Annotated in this window: 18 protein-coding genes and 1 pseudogene; 10 read left to right on the forward strand and 9 right to left on the reverse strand. The window is 69.9% G+C overall.

The features are described 5' to 3' along the window. Positions 1–15: 15 nt before the first annotated feature. Genes ACN6O8_RS14670 through ACN6O8_RS14680 form a run of 3 tightly spaced genes read right to left on the reverse strand, consistent with a single transcriptional unit; the run spans position 16 to position 4678 of the window. Positions 16–1758 (reverse strand): ABC transporter ATP-binding protein, encoded by a 1743-nt coding sequence (locus ACN6O8_RS14670; protein ID WP_427991757.1) that lies wholly within the window; start codon positions 1756–1758, stop codon positions 16–18. After that, positions 1755–3470, reverse strand: a complete 1716-nt coding sequence (locus ACN6O8_RS14675; RefSeq protein WP_427991936.1) for an ABC transporter ATP-binding protein — start codon at positions 3468–3470, stop codon at positions 1755–1757. The genes ACN6O8_RS14670 and ACN6O8_RS14675 overlap by 4 nt, the downstream gene beginning before the upstream one ends. 17 nt (positions 3471–3487) lie before the next feature. After that, a complete protein-coding gene (locus ACN6O8_RS14680) occupies positions 3488–4678 on the reverse strand; it encodes an MFS transporter (protein ID WP_427991758.1) in 1191 nt (396 codons plus the stop codon). 247 nt (positions 4679–4925) lie between these two features. Here ACN6O8_RS14680 and ACN6O8_RS14685 point away from each other — a divergent pair, with 247 nt between their 5' ends. From ACN6O8_RS14685 to ACN6O8_RS14700, 4 genes are all read left to right on the forward strand, one after another. Next, positions 4926–5198, forward strand: coding sequence for a metal/formaldehyde-sensitive transcriptional repressor (locus ACN6O8_RS14685; RefSeq protein ID WP_427991759.1), 273 nt, complete (start codon positions 4926–4928; stop codon positions 5196–5198). Between the two features lie 54 nt (positions 5199–5252). Next, complete coding sequence (gene dmeF / locus ACN6O8_RS14690; RefSeq protein ID WP_427991760.1) at positions 5253–6284, forward strand: CDF family Co(II)/Ni(II) efflux transporter DmeF; 1032 nt, start codon at positions 5253–5255, stop codon at positions 6282–6284. Between the two features lie 116 nt (positions 6285–6400). Continuing rightward, positions 6401–6706, forward strand: coding sequence for a DUF883 family protein (locus ACN6O8_RS14695; protein WP_427991761.1), 306 nt, complete (start codon positions 6401–6403; stop codon positions 6704–6706). Between the two features lie 74 nt (positions 6707–6780). After that, positions 6781–7179, forward strand: coding sequence for a PRC-barrel domain-containing protein (locus ACN6O8_RS14700; protein WP_427991762.1), 399 nt, complete (start codon positions 6781–6783; stop codon positions 7177–7179). Here ACN6O8_RS14700 and ACN6O8_RS14705 read toward each other — a convergent pair. Together ACN6O8_RS14705 and ACN6O8_RS14710 are read right to left on the reverse strand one after the other, a co-directional pair. Continuing rightward, positions 7170–7925 carry a hypothetical protein gene (locus ACN6O8_RS14705; protein WP_427991763.1) on the reverse strand — a complete coding sequence of 252 codons (756 nt, stop codon included), beginning with the start codon at positions 7923–7925 and terminating at the stop codon, positions 7170–7172. The genes ACN6O8_RS14700 and ACN6O8_RS14705 overlap by 10 nt on opposite strands. Positions 7926–8008: 83 nt before the next feature. Continuing rightward, positions 8009–8878 (reverse strand): glycosyl transferase, encoded by an 870-nt coding sequence (locus ACN6O8_RS14710; RefSeq protein WP_427991764.1) that lies wholly within the window; start codon positions 8876–8878, stop codon positions 8009–8011. A gap of 316 nt (positions 8879–9194) precedes the next feature. On the opposite strand from ACN6O8_RS14710, the gene ACN6O8_RS14715 reads away from it, so the two are divergent. Beyond that, a complete protein-coding gene (locus ACN6O8_RS14715; RefSeq protein WP_427991765.1) occupies positions 9195–9944 on the forward strand; it encodes a class II aldolase/adducin family protein in 750 nt (249 codons plus the stop codon). 60 nt (positions 9945–10004) lie between these two features. On the opposite strand, the gene ACN6O8_RS14720 is transcribed toward ACN6O8_RS14715, so the two are convergent. Both ACN6O8_RS14720 and ACN6O8_RS14725 read right to left on the reverse strand, forming a co-directional pair. Next, positions 10005–10790 (reverse strand): hypothetical protein, encoded by a 786-nt coding sequence (locus tag ACN6O8_RS14720; protein ID WP_427991766.1) that lies wholly within the window; start codon positions 10788–10790, stop codon positions 10005–10007. A gap of 75 nt (positions 10791–10865) precedes the next feature. Continuing rightward, entirely contained in the window at positions 10866–11255 is a 390-nt protein-coding gene (locus ACN6O8_RS14725; RefSeq protein WP_427991947.1) for a hypothetical protein, read from the reverse strand. Here ACN6O8_RS14725 and ACN6O8_RS14730 point away from each other — a divergent pair. Continuing rightward, positions 11179–11626 (forward strand): annotated as a pseudogene (locus ACN6O8_RS14730) (acetyltransferase). The gene ACN6O8_RS14725 and the pseudogene ACN6O8_RS14730 overlap by 77 nt on opposite strands. A gap of 106 nt (positions 11627–11732) precedes the next feature. Here ACN6O8_RS14730 and ACN6O8_RS14735 read toward each other — a convergent pair. Then, complete coding sequence (locus ACN6O8_RS14735) at positions 11733–14042, reverse strand: molybdopterin-dependent oxidoreductase (RefSeq protein WP_427991767.1); 2310 nt, start codon at positions 14040–14042, stop codon at positions 11733–11735. Between the two features lie 228 nt (positions 14043–14270). Here ACN6O8_RS14735 and ACN6O8_RS14740 point away from each other — a divergent pair, with 228 nt between their 5' ends. Together ACN6O8_RS14740 and ACN6O8_RS14745 are read left to right on the forward strand one after the other, a co-directional pair. Beyond that, positions 14271–15206: a 4-hydroxy-tetrahydrodipicolinate synthase family protein gene (locus ACN6O8_RS14740; protein WP_427991768.1), complete on the forward strand. Its 936-nt coding sequence runs from the start codon at positions 14271–14273 to the stop codon at positions 15204–15206. Positions 15207–15344: 138 nt separating this feature from the next. After that, the gene (locus ACN6O8_RS14745; protein ID WP_427991769.1) at positions 15345–16352 is read left to right on the forward strand and encodes a Bug family tripartite tricarboxylate transporter substrate binding protein; all 1008 of its coding nucleotides are present in this window, start codon (positions 15345–15347) and stop codon (positions 16350–16352) included. Positions 16353–16373: 21 nt separating this feature from the next. On the opposite strand, the gene ACN6O8_RS14750 is transcribed toward ACN6O8_RS14745, so the two are convergent. Then, complete coding sequence (locus ACN6O8_RS14750; protein ID WP_427991770.1) at positions 16374–17591, reverse strand: MFS transporter; 1218 nt, start codon at positions 17589–17591, stop codon at positions 16374–16376. Positions 17592–17684: 93 nt separating this feature from the next. On the opposite strand from ACN6O8_RS14750, the gene ACN6O8_RS14755 reads away from it, so the two are divergent. Next, the gene (locus ACN6O8_RS14755; protein ID WP_427991771.1) at positions 17685–18638 is read left to right on the forward strand and encodes a helix-turn-helix transcriptional regulator; all 954 of its coding nucleotides are present in this window, start codon (positions 17685–17687) and stop codon (positions 18636–18638) included. 130 nt (positions 18639–18768) lie between these two features. Continuing rightward, complete coding sequence (locus ACN6O8_RS14760; RefSeq protein WP_427991772.1) at positions 18769–20031, forward strand: MFS transporter; 1263 nt, start codon at positions 18769–18771, stop codon at positions 20029–20031. Positions 20032–20058: the final 27 nt, after the last annotated feature.

A 20058-nucleotide genomic window follows, 5' to 3' on the forward strand; every position in this document is an offset into this window, starting at 1 on the left:
TCGCGCGGCGGCCGTCTACCCCTGTTGCGCCAGCCACATCTGCCGGTAGCGTCCCGGCCGCGCCAGCAGTTCGGCGTGCGTGCCCTGCTGGGTGATGCGGCCGTCTTCGAACACCAGGATGCGGTCGGCGGCGACGATGGTCGACAGCCGATGGGCGATGACGATGACGCTGCGCTGCGCCACCAAGGTGTCGATGGCCGCCTGCACCGCCAGCTCGCTCTCGGTGTCGAGCGCGGCGGTGGGCTCGTCCAGGATCACGATTGGCGCATCCTTGAGAATGGCGCGCGCGATCGACAGGCGTTGGCGTTCGCCGCCCGACAGTTTGCCGCCGGCTTCGCCCAGGCGCGTCTGCCAACCCTGCGGCAGGCGATCGATGAAATCCAGGCAATGCGCCGCGCGCGCCGCCGCCTGAACCTCGGCCTCGCTGGCCTCGGGCCGCGCCATGCCGATGTTGCCGATCACGCTGTCGTCGAACAGGTGCACGTCCTGGAACACCGTCGAGATCAGGCGGTTCAGGTCGGCGGGCGCCAGGCTGCGGATGTCCACGCCGCCGATCCGGATCGCGCCGCGCTGCGGATCGGCATGGCGCATCAGCAGGCGCGTCAGCGTGGTCTTGCCGGAGCCCGACGGGCCGACCAGCGCGGTCAGGCCGCGCGCTGGCAGATCCAGGTCGATGCCGCGCAGGGCCGGCGCATTGGCGCCCGCATAGCGGAACTCCAGGGCTTCGACATGGATCGCTGCCGGCGTCGCGATTGTGCCCTGTGCCGGCCATTGCGGCAGCGGCGCGACCGCCCGCACCGCTTCGATGCGGGCCAGCGCGGCCTCGATCAGCGCCAGGACCGTGGTGAAGTTGACGAAGGTCGCCAGCGGTTCGGCAAAGCGCACCACCAGTACCAGCACCGCGCCCAGGGCGGCCGGCGCGAGGCTGCCCTGGGTGGCCCACAGCATGCCGCAGCCCAGGATCGCCAGCATGCCGCCTTCGACGATGGCGGCCACCATCAGCGACGGCTTGGCGCCGCGCCGGTGATGGTCGCGCTGTAATTGCTCCAGGTGCTCGAAGCCGGCGCGCAGGCGCTCGTTGGCGGCGCCCGCCCGTCCGGTTGCCAGGCACACCGGCAGCCCCTGCATATATTCGAGCAGCTCGGCGTTCAAGGCTTCGTTGGCGTGGCCGGCGGCGGTGTGACCGCGATCCAGCGCCGGCCGGCGCCAGCGGTACAGCGGCACGATGGCGGGAAACACCAGCATCAGCGCCACGCCCACCCGCCAGTCCCAGGCCAGCAGCGCCAAGGCCGCGGCCGCGGGCGTGACGATGGCGCCCAGGATCAGGTTGATCACGGTCAGCGCGTAGTTCATCTGCTCGTCGACGCCACCCAGGAGCTTGGCGGCGATGCCGCCGGTGCGCTGGGCCTGCAAGGCTTCCAGCGGCATGCGCCGCAGTTGTTCGCCCAGCAGCACGCGCAGTTCGTGCGTGGCCCGCGCCATGTGGCCGCCATAGTCGAAGCCTTGCGCGCGCCAGCGCAGCGCCGTGGCCGCCGCCGCCAGCGCGGTGAAGGCCGCCAGCCAGGGCAACGCTCGGTGCCACCCATCGGCGCCGGTCAGGTGGATGAACAGGGGCACGATGCAGGCCAGCGACAGACCCTGGCACAGCGCCGCCAGCAGCAGTTGCAACAGGCTCAGGCGCAGGCGCCCGGCCTGGCTGCCGGCGCTGCGCAGGAGGCGGCGATAGGTATCGCGCCAGGGTGCGGGAGAGGAGGTCATGCGGAATGCTCGCCTAGCGTCCAGCGACGGGCGCGTTGATGGTTGTCCCAGAGTCGGGCATACAGGCCGCCGGCCGCCACCAGGGCGTCGTGCGTGCCGGATTCGGCCAGCCGGCCCCGGTCCAGCACCAGGATCTGGTCGGCGTGGCGGATGCTGGCAAGCCGGTGGGCGACCATGATGACCGTCTTGCCGCGCATCAGCGCGGCCAGCGCCGCGCCGACGGCGCGCTCGTTCTCGGGGTCGGTGGCGGCGGTGGCTTCGTCCAGCACCAGGATCGGCCGGTTCATCAGCACCGCGCGGGCGATGGTCAGGCGCTGGCGCTGGCCGCCGGACAGATCCTTGCCGCCTTCGCGCAGCACCGTGGCGTAGCCGTCGGGCAGCGCCTGGATGAAGTCGTGCGCCTGCGCCGCGCGGGCGGCCGCCTCGATCTCGGCGGCGCCGGCGTCGGGGCGGCCCATGGCGATGTTCTCGGCCACGCTGCCGGAGAACAGGAAGTTGTCCTGGAACACGAAAGCGACGTGCTCGAACAGGGTTTCGCGCGCCACGTCGCGCACATCGACGCCGCCCACCAGCACGCGTCCGGCGTCGGCGTCCCAGAAGCGTGCGATCAGGCGCGCCACGGTGCTCTTGCCGGCGCCGGAACGGCCCACCAGCGCCGTGACCTGCCCGGCGTGCGCAGTGAAAGTCAGGCCGTCCAGCGCGGGCTTGCCGCCATAGCCGAAGCGCACGTCCTCGAAGCGCACGCTGGTGTCGGCCGGCCGCCGTTGCGGCGCGCGCGCCGGCGGCAGCGGTGCGATCGCCAGCACCTGCTGGATGCGCGCGACGCTGAGCTTGGCCTGGTCGATCATGTGGGCCAGCGACATCATCGGGAACATGGCCTCGGCCATGCCCATGCCGAACAGCAGCAGCGCCAGCCAGACCGGGAAATCGAGCTGGCCCTGCGCCGTCCACCAGGCGCCCAGCCAGAGCAATACGGTCAGCGTGGGCAGGGGGCCCAGCACGGCGATGGCGAAGCGCGCGCTGAAACTGGCGTCGCGGTACCAGTCGGTCAGCATGGCCAGGTAGCGTTCCAGCGCGCGGTGGTAGCGCCCGAAGGTGGTCTGGCCGGTATCGAAGGTGCGCACCACCGGCATCGCCTGCACGTACTCGATCACCGCCGCGCTGACCTGTTCGCGTGCCTGGTGATAGCGCCGCGTCATGACCTCGCGGCCGCGCATGGCCAGCGACAGCCCGCCCACGCCGACCGCCAGCACGCCCACGGCGGCCAGCGCCATGCGCCAGTCCAGCGCGAACAGCAGCACCGCGCTGAACAGCGGCATGGCGTAGGCGCGGGCGAACAGCGGCGTGCTGTCGGCCACGAACACGTGCAGGGCCTGGACGTCGTTCTGCACCACCTTGGCCAGCGGGCCGCTGCCCAGCGCCTGCAATTCGCCGAAGGACAGCCGCGCCAGGTGCCGGATCAGGTCGTTGCGCAGGATCACTTCGAGGCGGAAGGCGGCGTAGTGCGACTGGTTGAAGGCCTGCAACCGCAGGAAGCAGGCAGTGAGGGCGCAGACAAGCGCGCCCAGGAAGGCGGGCCAGGGATAGGTGGCGCGCGACTGCAGCAGGTCGCGCATGGCCAGCGCCAGGCAGCCCAGGCTCGCCAGGCTGCACAGCACGCCGGCCACCGCCAGCCCCATGGCCAGGCGGATCCGGCCGCGCACCGGCCGCATGATTTCCCAGGGTTTGTTCATACGGCCTCCCGGGGAATCCAGCGCGCGGCCGTGAGCAGGGCCAGCACGGCCAGCGTGACCGCCGCGCCGACCACGCCGCCATAGCCGATGCGGCCGGCCAGCATGGTGCCGGCCGAGGTCAGCAGCATCGAAAAGAAGTGGCCCACGCTCATCTGCAGGGTGTAGTCGGTGGCGGGGCTGTGCGGCGACGACTGATCCATGATCAGCGTGCACAGCACCGTGGCGGCCGGGGTGTACAGCATGTAGTACAGCACCACCGCCACGCCGGCCGTGGCGTGCGAGCCCCAGGCCATGGCCGGCAGCGCCAGGCCGGCGATGCCCACGACCTGCAGCAGCGCCGCCGACAGCGTGGCGCCGCGCCGCGACCAGCGCTTGAGCAGGCGGCCATAGGCCAGCGCGACCAGCAGGCCGGCGATGGCGCCCACCACGTTGAGGATCAAGCCGATGTCGGCGAGCGACCAGCCGGTATCGATCAGCGCGGGCATGATGACGGCATAGCCCAGCGAGGCGGAGGCCGGATAGAGCACCAGCAACAGCAACCAGCGCTTGCGTTGCGGGCCGCGCCAGAAGGCCAGCAGGCGGGCATGGCTGGCCGCTGCGGCGCCGCGGGACCAGCGCGGTTCGCGGTAGCCCAGCAACTGGAGCCACGATACCGCCGTGAGCGCGGCCAGCAGCAGGCAGCAGCCACGCCAGCCCATTTGGGGATACAGCATCAGCATGATGCCGCCCCCGACCAGGTTGCCGATCAAGCCGCCGGCGATCTGCAGGCCATTGCCGAGGCCGCGGTCGGCCGGGTTGACCAGCAGCCGGCAGGCCAGGCCGTCCAGCGCGACGTCCTGCGCGCCCGAGAGCAGCGCGGTGGCCCAGCACAGCAGGTAGATGAGGGTGAAGTCGGTGCGCGGGTCGAACATGCCGATCAAGGCCAGGCACAGCACCAGCCCGCCCTGGGTGACCAGCAGCCAGCCGCGGTAATGGCCGCGCAGGCCGGTCGCGTGGCGGTCGATCCAGGGCGCGTACAGCGCCTTGAGCGGCCAGGCCATGCCCATCAGGTACACCAGGCCGATGGTGTCCAGGCTGGCGCCGCCCTGGCGCAGGATGGCCGTCATGGCGATGACGAAGAACATCAATCCCAGGAACTGTGTGCTGTACAGGCTGGCGAGCAAGGCCCAGGAGCGGCGCGATGGCATGAGGATTCCGAATGACGAGGGGACTGCGCATGCGCGCCAGGATGGCGCGGCTGGAGGCGTCTTCGTCAGTGGATGATAGCGATTTGCGCTTTTATTTCTACCCGATTCCGTACCTCTCCCGCTCGAATCGGATCAGTTCCGCCGTGACCGGGCGCAGTGGCGGCCAGGCCCGCCGCCAGGTGCCGGCGGCGCGCGCCAACGTCGATGATAATATAGTCCCCCACACTATATTTATCGCATACCCGCCATGGCCCACACCATCCACCAGAAGGACAAACTCATCGCTCGCGTGCGCCGCATCCGTGGCCAGCTCGACGGCGTCGAACGCGCGCTGACGGCCGAGGCCGCCTGCGGCGAGGTGCTGCGCCAACTGGCGTCGGCACGCGGCGCGCTCAGCGGTCTGACCGCCGAGGTCATGCAGGGCCACCTGGACGAACACGTGGTGCATGCGCCCAACGAGGCCGAGCGGGCCCGGGCGGCGCAGGAAATGATGGATGTGATCCGGGCCTATCTGAAGTAGCGCCGGAACGGTATCGGGCCGCCGGTTCAGGGCCCCGCGAGCAGGAGCGACAGCATGACTACCCAGACCCCCCATGAACACGTTTTTCTCGGCCAGGATCATCGACGCAACGAGCGCCGGGTGTGGTGGGTCATCGCCCTGACGGCGGGCATGATGGCCGTCGAGATCATCGCCGGCCATCTTTATGGTTCGATGGCACTGGTGGCCGACGGCTGGCACATGTCGACGCATGCCGGCGCGATGCTGATCACGGCGCTGGCCTACGGCTACGCGCGCCGCCACGCGCGCAATCCGCGCTTCACTTTCGGCACCGGCAAGCTGGGCGAGCTGGCGGGGTTTGCCAGCGCCATCGTGCTGGCGCTGATCGCATTGATCATCGGCTGGGAGAGCGTGGCCCGCCTGGTCGATCCCGTGCCCATCAGCTTCGACCAGGCCATCGCCATCGCGGCGGTGGGGTTGCTGGTCAACCTGGTGTCGGCGTGGTTGCTGAAGGATGATCACGGCCACGGCCACGGCCACGACCACGACCACGACCACGGGCACGGCCACGGCCACAGCCACAGCCACGGCCACAGCCACGGCCACAGTCATGGGCGCCACCCAGACCACGGCGCCGACCACCGCCACGCACATGGCACGCGTGCCGTCCACGCGGCCCATGGCCACGACAACAACCTGCGCTCGGCCTACGTGCACGTGCTGGCCGACGCCCTGACCTCGGTGCTCGCCATCGTGGCGCTGCTGGTCGGACGCAGCTACGGCTGGCTGTGGGCGGATCCGGCGATGGGCGTGGTCGGCGCGCTGGTCATCGCGCGCTGGTCGTGGGGCCTGATCCGCGATGCGGGCACGGTGCTGCTCGACGCCACGCCGCAGAGCGGCCGCCTGCGGCGCGATATCGAGCAGGCCCTGGACGCCGCGGATGGCGCAATCGTGGATCTGCACGTGTGGCAGGTGGGGCCGGGCCACTACGCCGCCATCGTGTCGCTGGTCGCGCGCCAGCCGCGCGACAGCGCTTTCTACAAGGCCAAGCTGGCCCACATCGCCGGCCTGTCGCACCTGACGGTGGAGACCCAGGCCGGCCCGTGAGCAGGGCGTTCGGCTAACGCCTCCCGCCAGGGGGGGACGCTGGCACGCGGCTTGCTGAAAGGGAAGCGTCCGGGCTCGCGGTGAGCGGGGCGCGGACTTTTCTTCAAGGAGGTGTCATGGCTACACACAACGGCAACGGCACGTTGCGCGACCTGATCTCGGGAACCGAAAGCCTGCTGCGCAGCACGGCCAGCTACGGTGGCGCCGAGATCGAAGCGGCGCGCGATCGTCTCAAGCAGCAACTCGACGCCGCGCGCGCCGAGGCGCGCGGTTGGGAGAAGCACGCGCGGCGGCGCGCCCGGGAAGTTTCGGCGGCCACCGACGGCTACGTGCACGAAAACGCCTGGAAGAGCATCGCCGGGGCCGTGCTGGTGGGCGCGCTGGCCGGCGCTTGCCTGATGTCGGAAGCACGGCGCCGCTGACCGCGGCGGCATGGGTCATGCCCCTATTCATCAATCAAAGACAGGCAGCGGGTCAACCCCGCGGGAGAAACGCGATGGAACAGCAATCGAATATCGTCGGTGGTCCGAAGGCCAAGGCGCTGGGCCCCGGCCCGGAGGTCATGGCCGCCAATACGCTGGAAGGCAACGACGTCTATAACGCGGCCGGCGAGAGCCTGGGCGACATCAAGGAGATCATGCTCGACGTGCCGCGCGGCCGCGTGGCCTACGCGGTGCTGGCGCGCGGCGGCGTGCTGGGCATGGGCGAGAAGCTGTTCGCCATTCCGTGGGCCGCGCTGACGCTGGATACCGACCGCAAATGCTTCGTGCTCAATGTCGACAAGGAAACGCTCAAGAACGCGCCGGGATTCGACAAGGACAACTGGCCGAGCATGGCCGACGAAACGTGGGCGCGCGACCTGCATAAGTACTACAACCAGGATATCTACTGGTAGGAGCCGTCCGGCGTCGTGGATCGGCGCGAAGGCTTCGCGTCGATCCATTGGCCGTTGTCCGGCCGCACTTGCTGGCGCGCGTCGCCGCGGCGCACCTGTTGCGCGTCCAGCCGCGCGGCGGCGTGGGAATCGACGTCAAACTCGATGCCCAGGGCGGCCGCCACGCGGGTGTCTTCGATCGGCAGTTCCCAGGTCAGGAACACTTGCGAAAGGCCGTGGCCGGCCGCGAAGTCGGCGGCCTGAAACACGCTGGCGCCGCGTGGCACCACGCCATGCGGTTGGCAGGTGTCGAACAGCACGGCCGTGCCCCGCGTCAGCGCGATGCGCCGGCCGGTTTCGGCGAAAACCAGGTCCAGCCCCTGGTCGTCGCTCAGGAACAGGTTGCAGAAGGCTGCGTAGCCGTATTGGTTGCCGTCATGATGGTAGCGGGCGCCGCGGCAGGCCATCAGCGCGATGACGCCGTCGTCCAGCACATCGCCCAGCCCAAGCGCCGCGGTCCAGTCACGCATGGCCCTTACGCAGGCGCCATAATCGGGCCAGCGCACGATGGTGCGCGCCAGCGGCATCTGTTCCACGTCGCCCGGCGCCAGCCGCAGGCGGGTGTCGATCTCGCGCGTCCAATCGGCCTGCAACCGCGCGGGCGGCGCGGGCAGGGCAAGCGTGGTGGCGGGCGTGGCGACGCCGATGGCGCGGCTGCGCAGGCCATCGCCGCTGTGGAAATACGAGACAAGAGGGGCGCGGGACATGGCGCTATTAGAGCCCAAAGGCGGCGCGCAAGCCGGCGCCCGCGCCGTTGCCCCGCGACTGGAGCCGTGACAGGGGCCGCGCTTCAGCCGCCGAGCGCGCCGGCCCAGAGCCGCTGTATCCAGGAACGGCGCGGCGCGCGCGGACGGTTGCCGGTGTAGTCCTTCTGCGAGGCCTTGACCACCTCGCCGAACGGCGCGCTGGCCCGGTAGTCGTCGAGCCTGTGGCCGGCCTGCAGCGCTTCCTGGTAATAGCGGTCGAACAGTTCGGCCAGATCGGTGCGCGCGTGCGCCACCACTTCGCCGTCGAACCAGTGGCGCCGCCCCTCGGCCCGCAGGCGCGGCATGGCGTAGCGGTGCGAGAACTGGGTGCCCATGTCGGAATAATGCAGGATGCCGATCTGGTCGCGCGCCAGGCCTTCGCCGTCGATGCTGTTGTAGCGGGCGTCCAGGTGCTGCACCAGGTGCGGCCGCTCGGCGAAATAGTGCTTCATTTCGCGATTGGCGTGGCGCTTGGCGCGCAGCGCGTCGAGCGAGGGCAGATGGTCGCGGGCGCGGGCGCAGTCCCACAGCGCCACGCACGACCGCCATTGGTCGCCGTCGCGGCGCCCGGCGACGATGGCATCGCCTGCGAACGGCAGGTCCCAGATCGCGGCCAGGTCGCACAGCACCAGCATGTCGGCGTCCATGTACAGGGCGCGGCCTTCGAAACCGGCGGCGGCCGGCACCGCCCAGCGGAAGGCGGAGAAAGGCGTCGACCACTTTTCGGTGCGCCAGCCGCGGCCGCGCGCCGGATCGCAATACCACGGGCTGGCGGGATCGCGCGACAGGCGCATCCAGGTGATCTGCACCGGCCGTGACGCGTGCTTGCGGGCGCTGTAGTCCAGCACCATCATCTGTTCGAGGTCGCAGTCGTTCGGGTCGCAGCCCACGAAAATCCTGATGGCGTCGCGCATGTGTCTCGTCATCCCTGGCAGTAGGGCGCGCCTGGCAGGAGGCGCCGCACCTGAATAATTGCTGAATTGTAATCGGACTTTACCGTCGCGGCGATGCCGGCGGACGCCGCGTGGGCGTATTGCCGGCGTGGCGCCGCCCGGCCGCCTTCATGGCGGCCCAGCAAGCGGCGTGCCGGCGCGCCGCGTTGCACGTAGCGGACGCTTGCCCGCGTCGCGCTGGCGTGCGCGCGCAAACCGAATACAGTGCCCGAACCCCGTGGCGTGCGTGCCCGGGCCTGGAAACGACAAGGGAGACAATATGGATACGGCAGGGAACATGGGAACCCGCGTGCGCGAGCGGGTCAGCGCCACGGAATGGCAGGTGCGCAAAGACCTGGCGGCGCTGTACCGCTTGGTGGCGCTGTTCGGCTGGGACGACCTGATCTTCACTCACATCACGGCCAAGGTTCCCGGCACCGAGCATTTCCTCATCAATCCTTACGGCATGATGTTCGACGAGATCACCGCGTCCAGCCTGGTCAAGATCGACCTGCACGGGCGCAAGGTGATGGATTCGGAATACGACATCAATCCGGCCGGCTTCACCATCCATAGCTGTATCCACGCGGCCCGCAAGGACGCCATGTGCGTGCTGCACACGCATTCCATCAACGGGGTGGCGGTGTCGGCGCAGAAGGACGGGCTGCTGCCGCTGTCGCAGTTCGCCTTCATCGCGCTGCGCTCGCTCGCCTATCACGATTACGAAGGCCTGGCGCTCAACCCCGAGGAGCAACCGCGCCTGGTGCGCGATCTGGGCGCCAACCAGTACCTGATTCTGCGCAACCACGGGCTTTTGACCGTGGGGCAGAGCATGGCCGAGGCGTTCCAGGCGATGCACCGGCTGGAAGCGGCCTGCATGGTGCAGGTGCGAGCCCAGGCCGGGGGCGGGGAGCTGACCTTCATTCCGCCCGAGGTGCTGGCGCGCGCGGCGGTGGAGTCGCCAGCGGATCGGGCCCACAAGGCCGCGCTGGCCTGGCCGGGCCTGTTGCGCCGGCTGGACCGGCGCAATCCCGGCTACGCGGACTGAGGCGCGGCGCCGCTGGCGCTCGCGTCCAGGCCGGCGCGGTTTGCACGCGCCGGCGCCGGCTCAGCCTTTGCGGGGCTGGGCCTCGAGGAATTCGGCGCAGTCGGGCAGCGGCGTCGCCGGCCGGTAGACCGCGCCGTCGGCCTGCCACTTGTAGGTCACGGTATAGCTGCATTGCTTGTCGCTCTGCGGCTGCCGCGGGGCCGCCGTCGGCGCGGGCTGCCTGGCCGGATCGGCGTAGCGGCTGGCGCCGGCCGGCGCGCGCGTGGCCTGCGTGGTCACCTGCAGGTCGGGATACGGCTGGGCGCCGGCCAACGCTTTGACCGTGGCGTCGTAGCGATACTCGTCCATGCAATTGGCCTCGCGCCGGCGCGCATCGGCCTCGTTCATGCAGCCGCGGATCGACGCCCGGGTGGAGTAGGGCAGCAGTTGCACCAGGCTCGACGATTTGTCGCCCAGGTCGACCACGAACAGGTACAGGTCGCGGCGCGAGAAGCTGCCGCCGGGAATCTGGATTTCTTCCTTGTAGTCGGGTTCGTTGGGGCCGATCACGCCCACCAGGGCGCGTTCCTCGCTCAGCCGGATCAGGTGCGGCCAGACCGTGAAGCGCGAGAAGTCCGGGATCTCGGGCAGGTCCCATAGACGGTAGTTGGCGCGCAGCGTGCGGCTGCTGGCGAACGGGCCGTTTTCCTCGAAGCTGCCGTCGACCTTGATGCCGACGCACCAGTCGGTCTGCGGGTTGCAGTACAGCTTGTTTTGCGGATTCAGCGTCAGCGCTTCGACATCGGGCTGCGCGGCGGTCGCCAGCGCGGGCAGGGCGCAGAACAGCAGGGCAAGGACTTTGTTCATCGGGATTCCTGGTAGGCGACAAAGACGGCGCGCAAACACGCCGGCGCATTGTGGCCCGAAATGCCCGGCGAGGCGTCACCAATTGTGTAAGGCGCTGCAAAAGCCTTCGCCACGCTCCCGGGCTTGTCGATGCCGGCCATCGCGCCGGGCGCGGGTGAGCGGCGCTGACACGGGCGGCTTCTTTTTTATGCCTTTATGATTGTCCATCCGGAAAACAATGGGATGGCGGGAAGATGATAGGGTCGCGTCGATGAAGGCCGCGCCGCCATCTCCGCCCATGACCGATGCCGCCGCCGACAGCATCAACCACCCGGCGCGGTTCGGGGCGGTCTCGATAGACCGACGAGGCGCCCGGCGCGCGACAACGCTTTTCTTTACGCTTGGCATCATGATCACCATCAGAACTTCCACCCCCGCTGACGGCGAGCGCGTCGTCGACATCTGGCGACGCTCGGTCGACGCCACCCATGATTTCCTGACCCCCGAGGACCGCCAGGCAATCGAGGCCGAGGTCGTCGGCTTCCTGCCCGCCGCCACCCTCGCTGGCGCTGGACGCGAGTGGCCGGCCGCTGGCCTTCATGCTGCTGGACGGCAGTCACATGGAAGCGCTGTTCGTCGACCCCGACGCGCGCGGCGCCGGCGTCGGCCGCGCGCTGGTCGAGGACGCGCTGCGGCGCCATCCGGACCTGACCACCGATGTCAACGAGCAGAACGCGCAGGCGGTGGGCTTCTATGAACGCATGGGCTTCGCGCGCACCGGGCGTTCCGACCGCGACGGCCAGGGACGGGCGTATCCGTTGCTCCACCTGCGCCATCGCGCCGCCCCGCCGGCATGAGCGCGGTCTTCACGTCCGAGCGCCATGCCGCCGCCGTGCGCGCGGCCTGGCAGGGCGCGTGGGCCGTGGGCAGGGCGCGTCCCGGCCGGCGCGCGCGGTTGCGCCGCTAGTCCGTCGTCAGCGCGTGCAGCGCCGGCGGCTCGAAGGCCCGCACCTGTGGCGCATCGCCGCGCCAACGTTCCACCTGCACCAGCGCCGACAGCGCGCTAGGGCCTTGCGCCAGCCGCGAGGTGCCCACGTCCACCGTCAGCACGTTGGGATTGCCGTGGCGTTCCAGCGCGCCGTCCCGCGGATCGAACCAGGCGCCGGTCGGCATCACCACCACGCCGCGCAGCAGGTCGGCGCTGAGCTGGGCGCCGCCGAGGCAGGCGCCGCGATCATTGAAGATGCGCACCACGTCGCCCTGCGCGATGCCGCGTTCGGCGGCGTCGTCGGGGTGCAGCAGCACCGCCTCGCGGCCGGCGACCTTGTTGGCGCGCGTGGCCGGTGCCGGGTCGAGCTGCGAGTGCAGGCGGTCGGCGGGCTGGCAGGTGACCAGGTGCAGCGGCCAGCGCGCCGCGCGTTCGGCGCCCAGCCATTCCACCGGCGGCAGCCAGGCCGGATGCGGCGGGCAATCGTCGTAGCCGAATTCGGCGATGGCCGCGCTGTGCAGTTCGAGACGGCCGGAACGGGTTTTGAGCGGATGCGCGGCGGGGTTGTCGCGGAACTGTTCGAACAGCACGAAGTCGCGCGCCGGCGGCGGCAGCGCGACGTGGCCGCGCTCCCAGAATTCGTCGAAGGCCGGCAGCGTCAATTGCGCCGCTTCCCAGGCCGGCCGCATCTGCTCGTAGATGTGGCGGATCCAGGCCATTTCGTCGCGGCCTTCGGTAAAGGCCTGCTCGAAACCGCCACGCGCGGCCAGTTCGCGGTAGATGTCGAAATCGTTGCGGCTGTGGCCCACCGGCGCCAGCGCCTGCCGCATCGCCAGGATGTAGCGGTCGCGCGAGGAGCCGCCGATGTCGTTGCGCTCCAGCGTGGTGGTGGCCGGCAGCACGATGTCGGCGCGCCGCGCGGTCGGCGTCCACCACGGTTCGTGCACGATGATGGTCTCGGGCCGCGCCCAGGCCCGCGCCAGGCGGTTCAGATCCTGGTGGTGGTGGAACGGGTTGCCGCCGGCCCAATAGACCAGGCGGATGTCCGGATAGGTGCCGGTCGCGCCATTGAATTCATAGGACGCGCCCGGCTGCAACAGCATGTCGGTCAGGCGCGCCACCGGAATCGAGGCGCCGGCCGGATTGCGGCCGGCGCGCATCTCCGGCGCCGGCAGGTCGGGGCGCGGATTGCCCGCGCCGTTCATCGAGCCGTGGCCGAAGGCAAAGCCGCCGCCGGGCAGGCCGATCTGGCCCAGCAGCGCCGCCAGCGCGACGCTGCCCCAGTACGGCTGTTCGCCGCGATGGCCGCGTTGCAGCGACCACGAGCACGACAGCAGCGTGCGGGTGGCGGCCGCGTCCCGCGCCAGCGCGCCGATGGTGTCCGCCGGCACGCCGCAGATGCGTTCGGCCCATTGCGCATCCTTGGGCTGACCGTCGGCGCGGCCCAGCAGGTAGTCGGCGTATTGCTCGAAACCGTTGCAGCAGCGCGCCAGGAAGTCGCGGTCGTGGCGCTCCTCGGCCAGTAGCGTGTGCGCCATGCCCAGCATCATCGCCGCGTCGGTGTTGGGCCGGATCGGGATCCATTCGGCCGCCAGCGCGGCCGGCGCGTCGGCGCGCGTGGGGCTGACCACCACGGCGCGCATGCCGGCCTGGCGCGCCCGCGCCAGCCAGCCGGGCGCGCTGTGGTCGCCCGCGCCGCCCGAGGCGATCTGGGTGTTGCGCAGGGGGATGCCGCCAAAGGCGATCAGCAGCCGCGTATGGCCGACCACGCTGTTCCAGTCGGTGATGCGGCCGGTCACCGGCGCATAGGTGCCGATGATGTGGGGCAGCAGGAATTGCGCCGCGCCCCAGCTGTAGTTGCCGGATTGATCGACGCAGCCGCCGCCGGCATACAGAAAACGGTGCGTCAGCGTGCGCGCGTGGTGCAGGCGCCCGGCCGAGGACCAGCCGTACGACCCGCCGAAGATGGCGGTGGGGCCGTGCTGCGCGCGCACCCGTTGCAGCTCGTCGTGCACCAGCGCCAGCGCCGTGTCCCAATCGACTTCGACGTAGCCGTCGACGCCGCGCCGTTCGGGCGCGCCACGGTGTTTGAGCCAACTTGCGCGCACCGCGGGGCGGTCGATGCGCAGCGGTGAATGCACCATGTCCGGCATGGCGTGGATAAGCGGGGACGGGGCCTGGTCATGGGCGAACGGCTCGCAGCCCAAGACACGGCCGCCACGCACCAGCGCGGTGTACGCGCCCCAGTGGGACAGGGACGGATAACGGGAGATCGCTTCGGACATGCGGGCAGCACCGTGAAAAGCGTATTGTTATGGAAATCCTCATAACTTAATCGCATTGCCTTAGAAATTCTTTGTCTTTCGGGCGCCCAGAAAGTGTGGAAAATAGAAAAATTTTCGGGGCCGCTCTTCCTATACTGCGTAAGCAACAAGGGGAATGGCCAGGTGCAGGCGCCAACCGCGCGCCGCCCTGGCTTCGATCGGGCAGTCCATCCGCAAGTGGAGTAGGTCATGAGCAAAATGAAAATCCAGGGGTCCTTCGTCGCCATCGTCACGCCGTTCAACCGTGATGGCAGCGTCGATTTCAGCGCCTTCCGCAGCCTGTTGAAGTTCCAGGAAGACAACGGCACCGCCGCCGTGCTGATCATGGGCTCCACCGGTGAAGTCTCGATGCTGTCGCCCGAAGAGCGGCGCCAGGTGATCGTCGAGACGGCCAAGATGAAGACCGGCAAGATGAAGCTGTTCTACGGCTGCACCGGCAACAACACTGACACCACCATCGACTACCTGAAGTTCGCGCGCGCCAACGGCGCCGATGGCGCGATCCTGGCCGCGCCCGCCTACATCTGCGCCTCCGAGGCCGACACGGAAGCCTATTTCCTCGAGGTGGCCGATGCCACCGACCTGCCGCTGGGCATCTACAACAACCCGCCGCGGGTCAAGAGCGACCTGCACTGGGATCAACTGCTGCGCATCTTCAAGCATCCCAACTACGTGGTGCACAAGGAATCGACCACTCGCGTCGGCCAGGTGGCGCAGGTGCTGCGCGGCCGCCCCGACGTGTCGGTGATGTGCTGCGATTCGCCCAACCTGGGGCTGGTGGTGCCCACCATGAGCCTGGGCGGTCACGGCACCGCCAACATGACCGGCAACATCGCGCCGGCCGAGATGGCGGACATCTCGCGCCCGTGGGACACCCCGGACGTCTCGGTCAGCTTCCGCGAGGGCTACCTGGGCCTCTTGCCGATGCTGCACTACTCATACTCGGCCATCAACCCGGTGGCGATCAAGTCGCTGATGAAGGCGGTGGGCCTGCCGGTCGGCGACCTGCGGCGTCCGCTGCGCGGCCTGGAGGGCGACGCCCTGGCCAAGGGGCTGCGCATCGTGCGCGAGCTGGGCCTGGACACCAAGTACGGCTTCAGCTCCGCGCAGCTCAAGGCGGCCTGATTCCCCTGTTCCGGCGGCGCAAGCCGCCGGATGCATTTTGACGATCCACGCCATGGCGGGCGCGCGTGTCGCGCGCCGATGGCGTGGTCGGCTCCTGCGCGTCCGGAATGGCCGCGCCATCGCCAAGAGAGATCCATCATGTTCCAATCCCCGTCCCGCCCCGCGCCGCGCAAACGGCTGCTCAGCGCCGCCCTGCTGGCGGTGGGCATCGTGTCCGGCGCGGCCGCGCTGGCCGACGACACGTATCCGCAACGTCCCATCACGCTGGTGGTGCCGCACCCGCCGGGCGGCTCCGTCGATGGCGTGGCGCGCCTGTATGCCGAACAGCTGGGCAAGGAGCTGGGCCAATCGGTGGTCGTGGAAAACCGCGCCGGCGCCTCGGGCATGATCGGCGCGGCCTACGTGGCGCGCGCCGCGCCCGACGGCTATACGCTGTACCTGAACGCGTCGATCCACGCCATCAACCCGCTGTTGTACAAGAAGACCATCAAGTTCGATTCGGTCAAGGATTTCACGCCCATCAGCGAATTGGCGCAGGGCGCCTTGATCTTCAGCGTCAATCCCAAGGTGCCGGCCGACAACGTGCGGGATCTGGTCAAGGTGCTCAAGGCCGATCCTCAGAAGTACTCGTTCGCCACCACCGGCTTCGGTTCGGCGGGCCATCTGGCCGCGGCCTCGTTCCTGCATGACAACGGCCTGGAGCAGATCCCCATCGTGCTGTATCGCGGCGGCGGTCCGGCGCTGTCGGATCTGGTCGGTGGGCAGGTGCAGGGCTTGTTCGATCCGATGCTGTCGTCGCTGCCCATGGTGCGCGCCGGCAAACTCAAGGCATTGGCGCTGACCGGTGCCGATCGCAGCCCCTTGCTGCCCGACCTGGCCACCATGAAGGAGCAGGGGCAGAAGGACTTCGAGTTCTATTCCTGGTACGGCGTGTGGGGGCCGGCCAAGCTGCCGGAGCCAGTGCTGCGCAAGCTGGAGGCGGTATCGGCCAAGGTCATGGCCAGTCCGAAGGTCGTGCAACAGTTGAACGGATTGGGCTTCGAGCCGTCGGTGAAGAACTCGGCGGCATTTGCCAAGTTCATCGACGCCGAAATGAAACGCTACCAGGTCATCATCGACCAGGCCAATATCCAGATTACGGAATAGCGCGGCGCGGGCGCCGCCGCGTCATGGCGTGGCGGCGGCCGGCGCGGCCGCGCGCCGCTTGCACGCCGCCACCAGCGCCACCAGCAGCAGCAGGCTGGCGGCCACCACGTAGGGCAGCCAGGGGCGCACGCCGTACAGCAGCGTGCAGACCAGCGGCGCCACCACCATCGCCAGGCCTTGCACCGCGATCACCGAGCCGGCGGCGATGCCTTGCTCGTCGGCCGTGACCGCATTGGCCGCGAGGGTCTGGATCGACGGGAACACCAGGCCCATGCCGGCGGCCATGACGGCGTAGCACGCCAGCAGGCCCCAGGCGCCGCCCAGCACCGGCACCAGCAAAAAGCCGACGCCCGACAGCAGGGCGCCGCCGGCCAGGCAGCGGGCCGCGTTCATGCGGCGCGCCTTGGACAATCCCACCTGCACCAGGATCAGCATGACGCCGACGGTGGTCATGGCCCAGCCCGCCGTCCGCGCCGCGGCAGCGGGCGCCTGGCGCAGCGCGTCCATGGCGTAGAAGCCGACGATCATCTGCGCGGTGATGACCGCGCTCATGGCCAGCAGCATCGCGCCCAGGGGCAGGCGCAGGCGCCGGTCGCTCAGCTTCAGGGGCGGCGTGGCGCGTGGCTGGTGCGCGGCGTCGGACGGCAGTTTCGCCGCCAGCCACAGCGTGCCCAGCAGGGGCAGCACGGCGGCGATGTACAGCGGCAGGGTCAGGCTGTCTTTGACCAGCAGGCCGCCGATGGCCGGGCCCAGCACCATGCCCAGCCCGTTGGCCGCGCCCAGCTTGGCCATCATGGCGCCGCGTTGGGCCGGCGTGGTGATGTCGGCGATGCGGGCCGCGCTGACGGTGGGCATGGCGGCATAGAAGGCGCCGATCAGGGCGCGCAGCGCCATCAGCGCCAGCAGCGCCAACCACGCCGGCGGCGGTTCGCGCAGCATCAGGTCCAGGCCCACGGCCAGCAGCAGGTAGCTGACGATATAGCCGGCGGCCGCGCGCAACAGCACGCCGCGGCGGCCGACGCGGTCGCTGCGGCGGCCCCAGTAACGCGCCATCAGCATCCACAGCACCCCGGCCACGGTGACCACCAGGCCGCCGTGCCATTCGGCCAGCCGCAGCCCGCGCACCACCGGGCCGATCACGGGCATGAACGCCATGATGGCGGTCAGGCACAAGGTGTTGAAGACGAACAGGGCGGGGGCTTCGTTCGGTCGGCGGCCGGGGTCTGGCAATTGCGGCATGAAGGATGAGATGCGGATGAAAATTGTTATCATCCAGGCCAGGTCGCGGCCGCGCTAGCGAATCCGCGCCGGAAATTGCGGAATTGGAACAAAATGGCCTCTCTGCCCCGTCATGCCCCGGATCGTGGCGCGCCCCTGACCGCGCAGGATCTGGCGCGCCTGCTGCCGCCGGATTGGCTCCGGATCCGCACCCAGCACGAGTTGCCCGGCGGCATCTCCATCGGCTGCTTCGACGGCCGCCCCGAGTCCGATTGGGCCGTCAGCGGCGCGGCCGAATCCAGCGTCGGCGTGGCGATCGTGCTCGAAGGCCAGTTCGGCGTGGGCTTCGAAGGCGGCGCGGCCCTGCGCATCCGGCCCGGCTGCGTCATTCTGCATGGCACGGCCGAGCCGGTGACCGGGTGGGACGAATTCAAGGGGCGGCACAACATCCGCGCGGTCGACATCCGTTTTTTCAGCGACGCCGTGCGCGCGCTGTGGCGGCGCACCTTGCGGCCAGTGCCCTGCGCCGCGTTCGCCGCCGACGGCAGCGTGCCGGCGCGCGATGCGCAACTGGCGCTGTTGCCGCTGTGGCCGGGCCTGGCGCGCGTGGCCAGCGAGATCCTGGCCTGGAACCAGGAGCGTGGCGAAATCGCCGCGCTGTATCTGCAGGGCAAGGCGCATGAGGCCCTGGCGCTGACCCTGGCGCACCTGGCCGGCCACGGCGCGGCCGCCCCGCCGCCGGCGGCCGACCGCAAGCGGTTGGCCGAGGCCCATCGCCGCATCCAGCACGAATATGCCGATTGCGGCAGCGTGCGGCAGTTGGCGCGGGCCGTGGGCCTGGGCGAAAAGCGGCTGCAGGCCGGCTTCATGGCGCTCTACGGGCAATCGGTGCACGGCTGCCTGCTGCAAGCCCGGATGGACGCCGCCGCCGGCCTGTTGCGGCGCGGCTGCTCGGTCACCGAAACCGCCTACCGCATCGGCTTTTCCAGCCTCAGCCATTTCATCAAGGCCTTCAAGGCGCATCGCGGCGCCACCCCCAAGGCCTGGCAGCGCGGCGCCCTGCAATAGGCGCGCGGCCGCCGCGCCGGCAGGGGGGTAGCGCCAATACCGGTATCGCGGCTGGCCTTGCTGGGCGCGGCGAGGCTGGCAACAATTCTGGCTTTACGCTTCGCGCCCGACCGCGACAAGGCCAGCTTCCATGACATCGTCCACTTCCCCGGGCCACGCCGACACCGGCGCGGCCGCGCCGGCCGAGAATATCCATTGGCGCCGCAACCTGGCCGTCTGTTTCGCCGGTTCGTTCAGCACCATCGTGGCCATGACGCTGCTGTTGCCGTTCCTGCCGCTGTACGTCGAAGAACTGGGCGTGCAAGGCCATGCCGCGATCGTGCAGTGGTCGGGCGTGGCCTACGGCGCCACCTTCTTCGCCGCGGCGCTGGTCGCGCCCCTGTGGGGCCGGCTGGGCGACCGCTACGGCCGCAAGCTGATGCTGGTGCGTGCGTCGTTCGGCATGGCCATCTGCATGTCGCTGACCGGCATGGTGCAGAGCGTATGGCAACTGGTGCTGCTGCGGCTGCTGGTGGGACTGGCCGGCGGCTATGCCTCGGGTTCGACCATCCTGGTGGCTATGCAGGCGCCCAAGGCGCGTTCGGGCTGGGCGCTGGGCGTGCTGTCGGCCGGCATCATGGCGGGCAACCTGGTGGGGCCGCTGATCGGCGGCGGGCTGCCGCCGCTGATCGGCATCCGCGCCACCTTCCTGCTGGCTGGCGGGGTGATCTTCCTGGCGTTCCTGGCCACGGTGTTCCTGATCAAGGAGATGCCGCGTCCGGCCAGGCCCGCCCAACAGGACGGCAAGCGGCGCGGCGGCTGGGCGCAGATTCCCGACAAGCGGCCGGTGGCCGCGATGCTGGCGACCGGCATGCTGCTGATGTTCGCCACCATGTCGATCGAACCGATCATCACGGTCTACGTGGGTCAGTTGGTCGATGACCCGGCCCGCGTCACGCTGGTATCTGGCGTGGTGATGTCGGCGGCGGCGCTGGGGGCGATCCTGTCGGCGTCGCGATTGGGCCGGCTGGCCGACCGGGTCGGCCACTGGACGGTGATCATCGGCGCGCTGGCGGTGGCCGCGCTGCTGCTGATCCCGCAGGCCTTCGTCACCGCGGGCTGGCAACTGGTGGCGCTGCGTTTCCTGATGGGACTGGCGCTGGGCGGGCTGCTGCCGTGCGTGACCAGCGTGATCCGCCACAATGTGCCCGACGGCGTGGGCGGCAATGTGCTGGGTATGTCGATTTCGGCGCAGTACGCCGGCCAGGTGGCCGGGCCGCTGTTGGGGGGATTCATCGGCGGGCATTTCGGCATGCCGGCCGTGTTCCTGGGCACCGCGGTGCTGTTGGCGCTGGGGGCGCTGGCCAATGGCGTGCTGCGGGCGCGCCACCAGCGCGCCGTGGCCGGCGCGTAACGCGCCACGGGCGCCGGCCGCGGCGCG

The sequence above is a fragment of the Achromobacter sp. genome (genome assembly GCF_050285565.1).
Classification (GTDB): Bacteria; Pseudomonadota; Gammaproteobacteria; order Burkholderiales; family Burkholderiaceae_B; genus Achromobacter.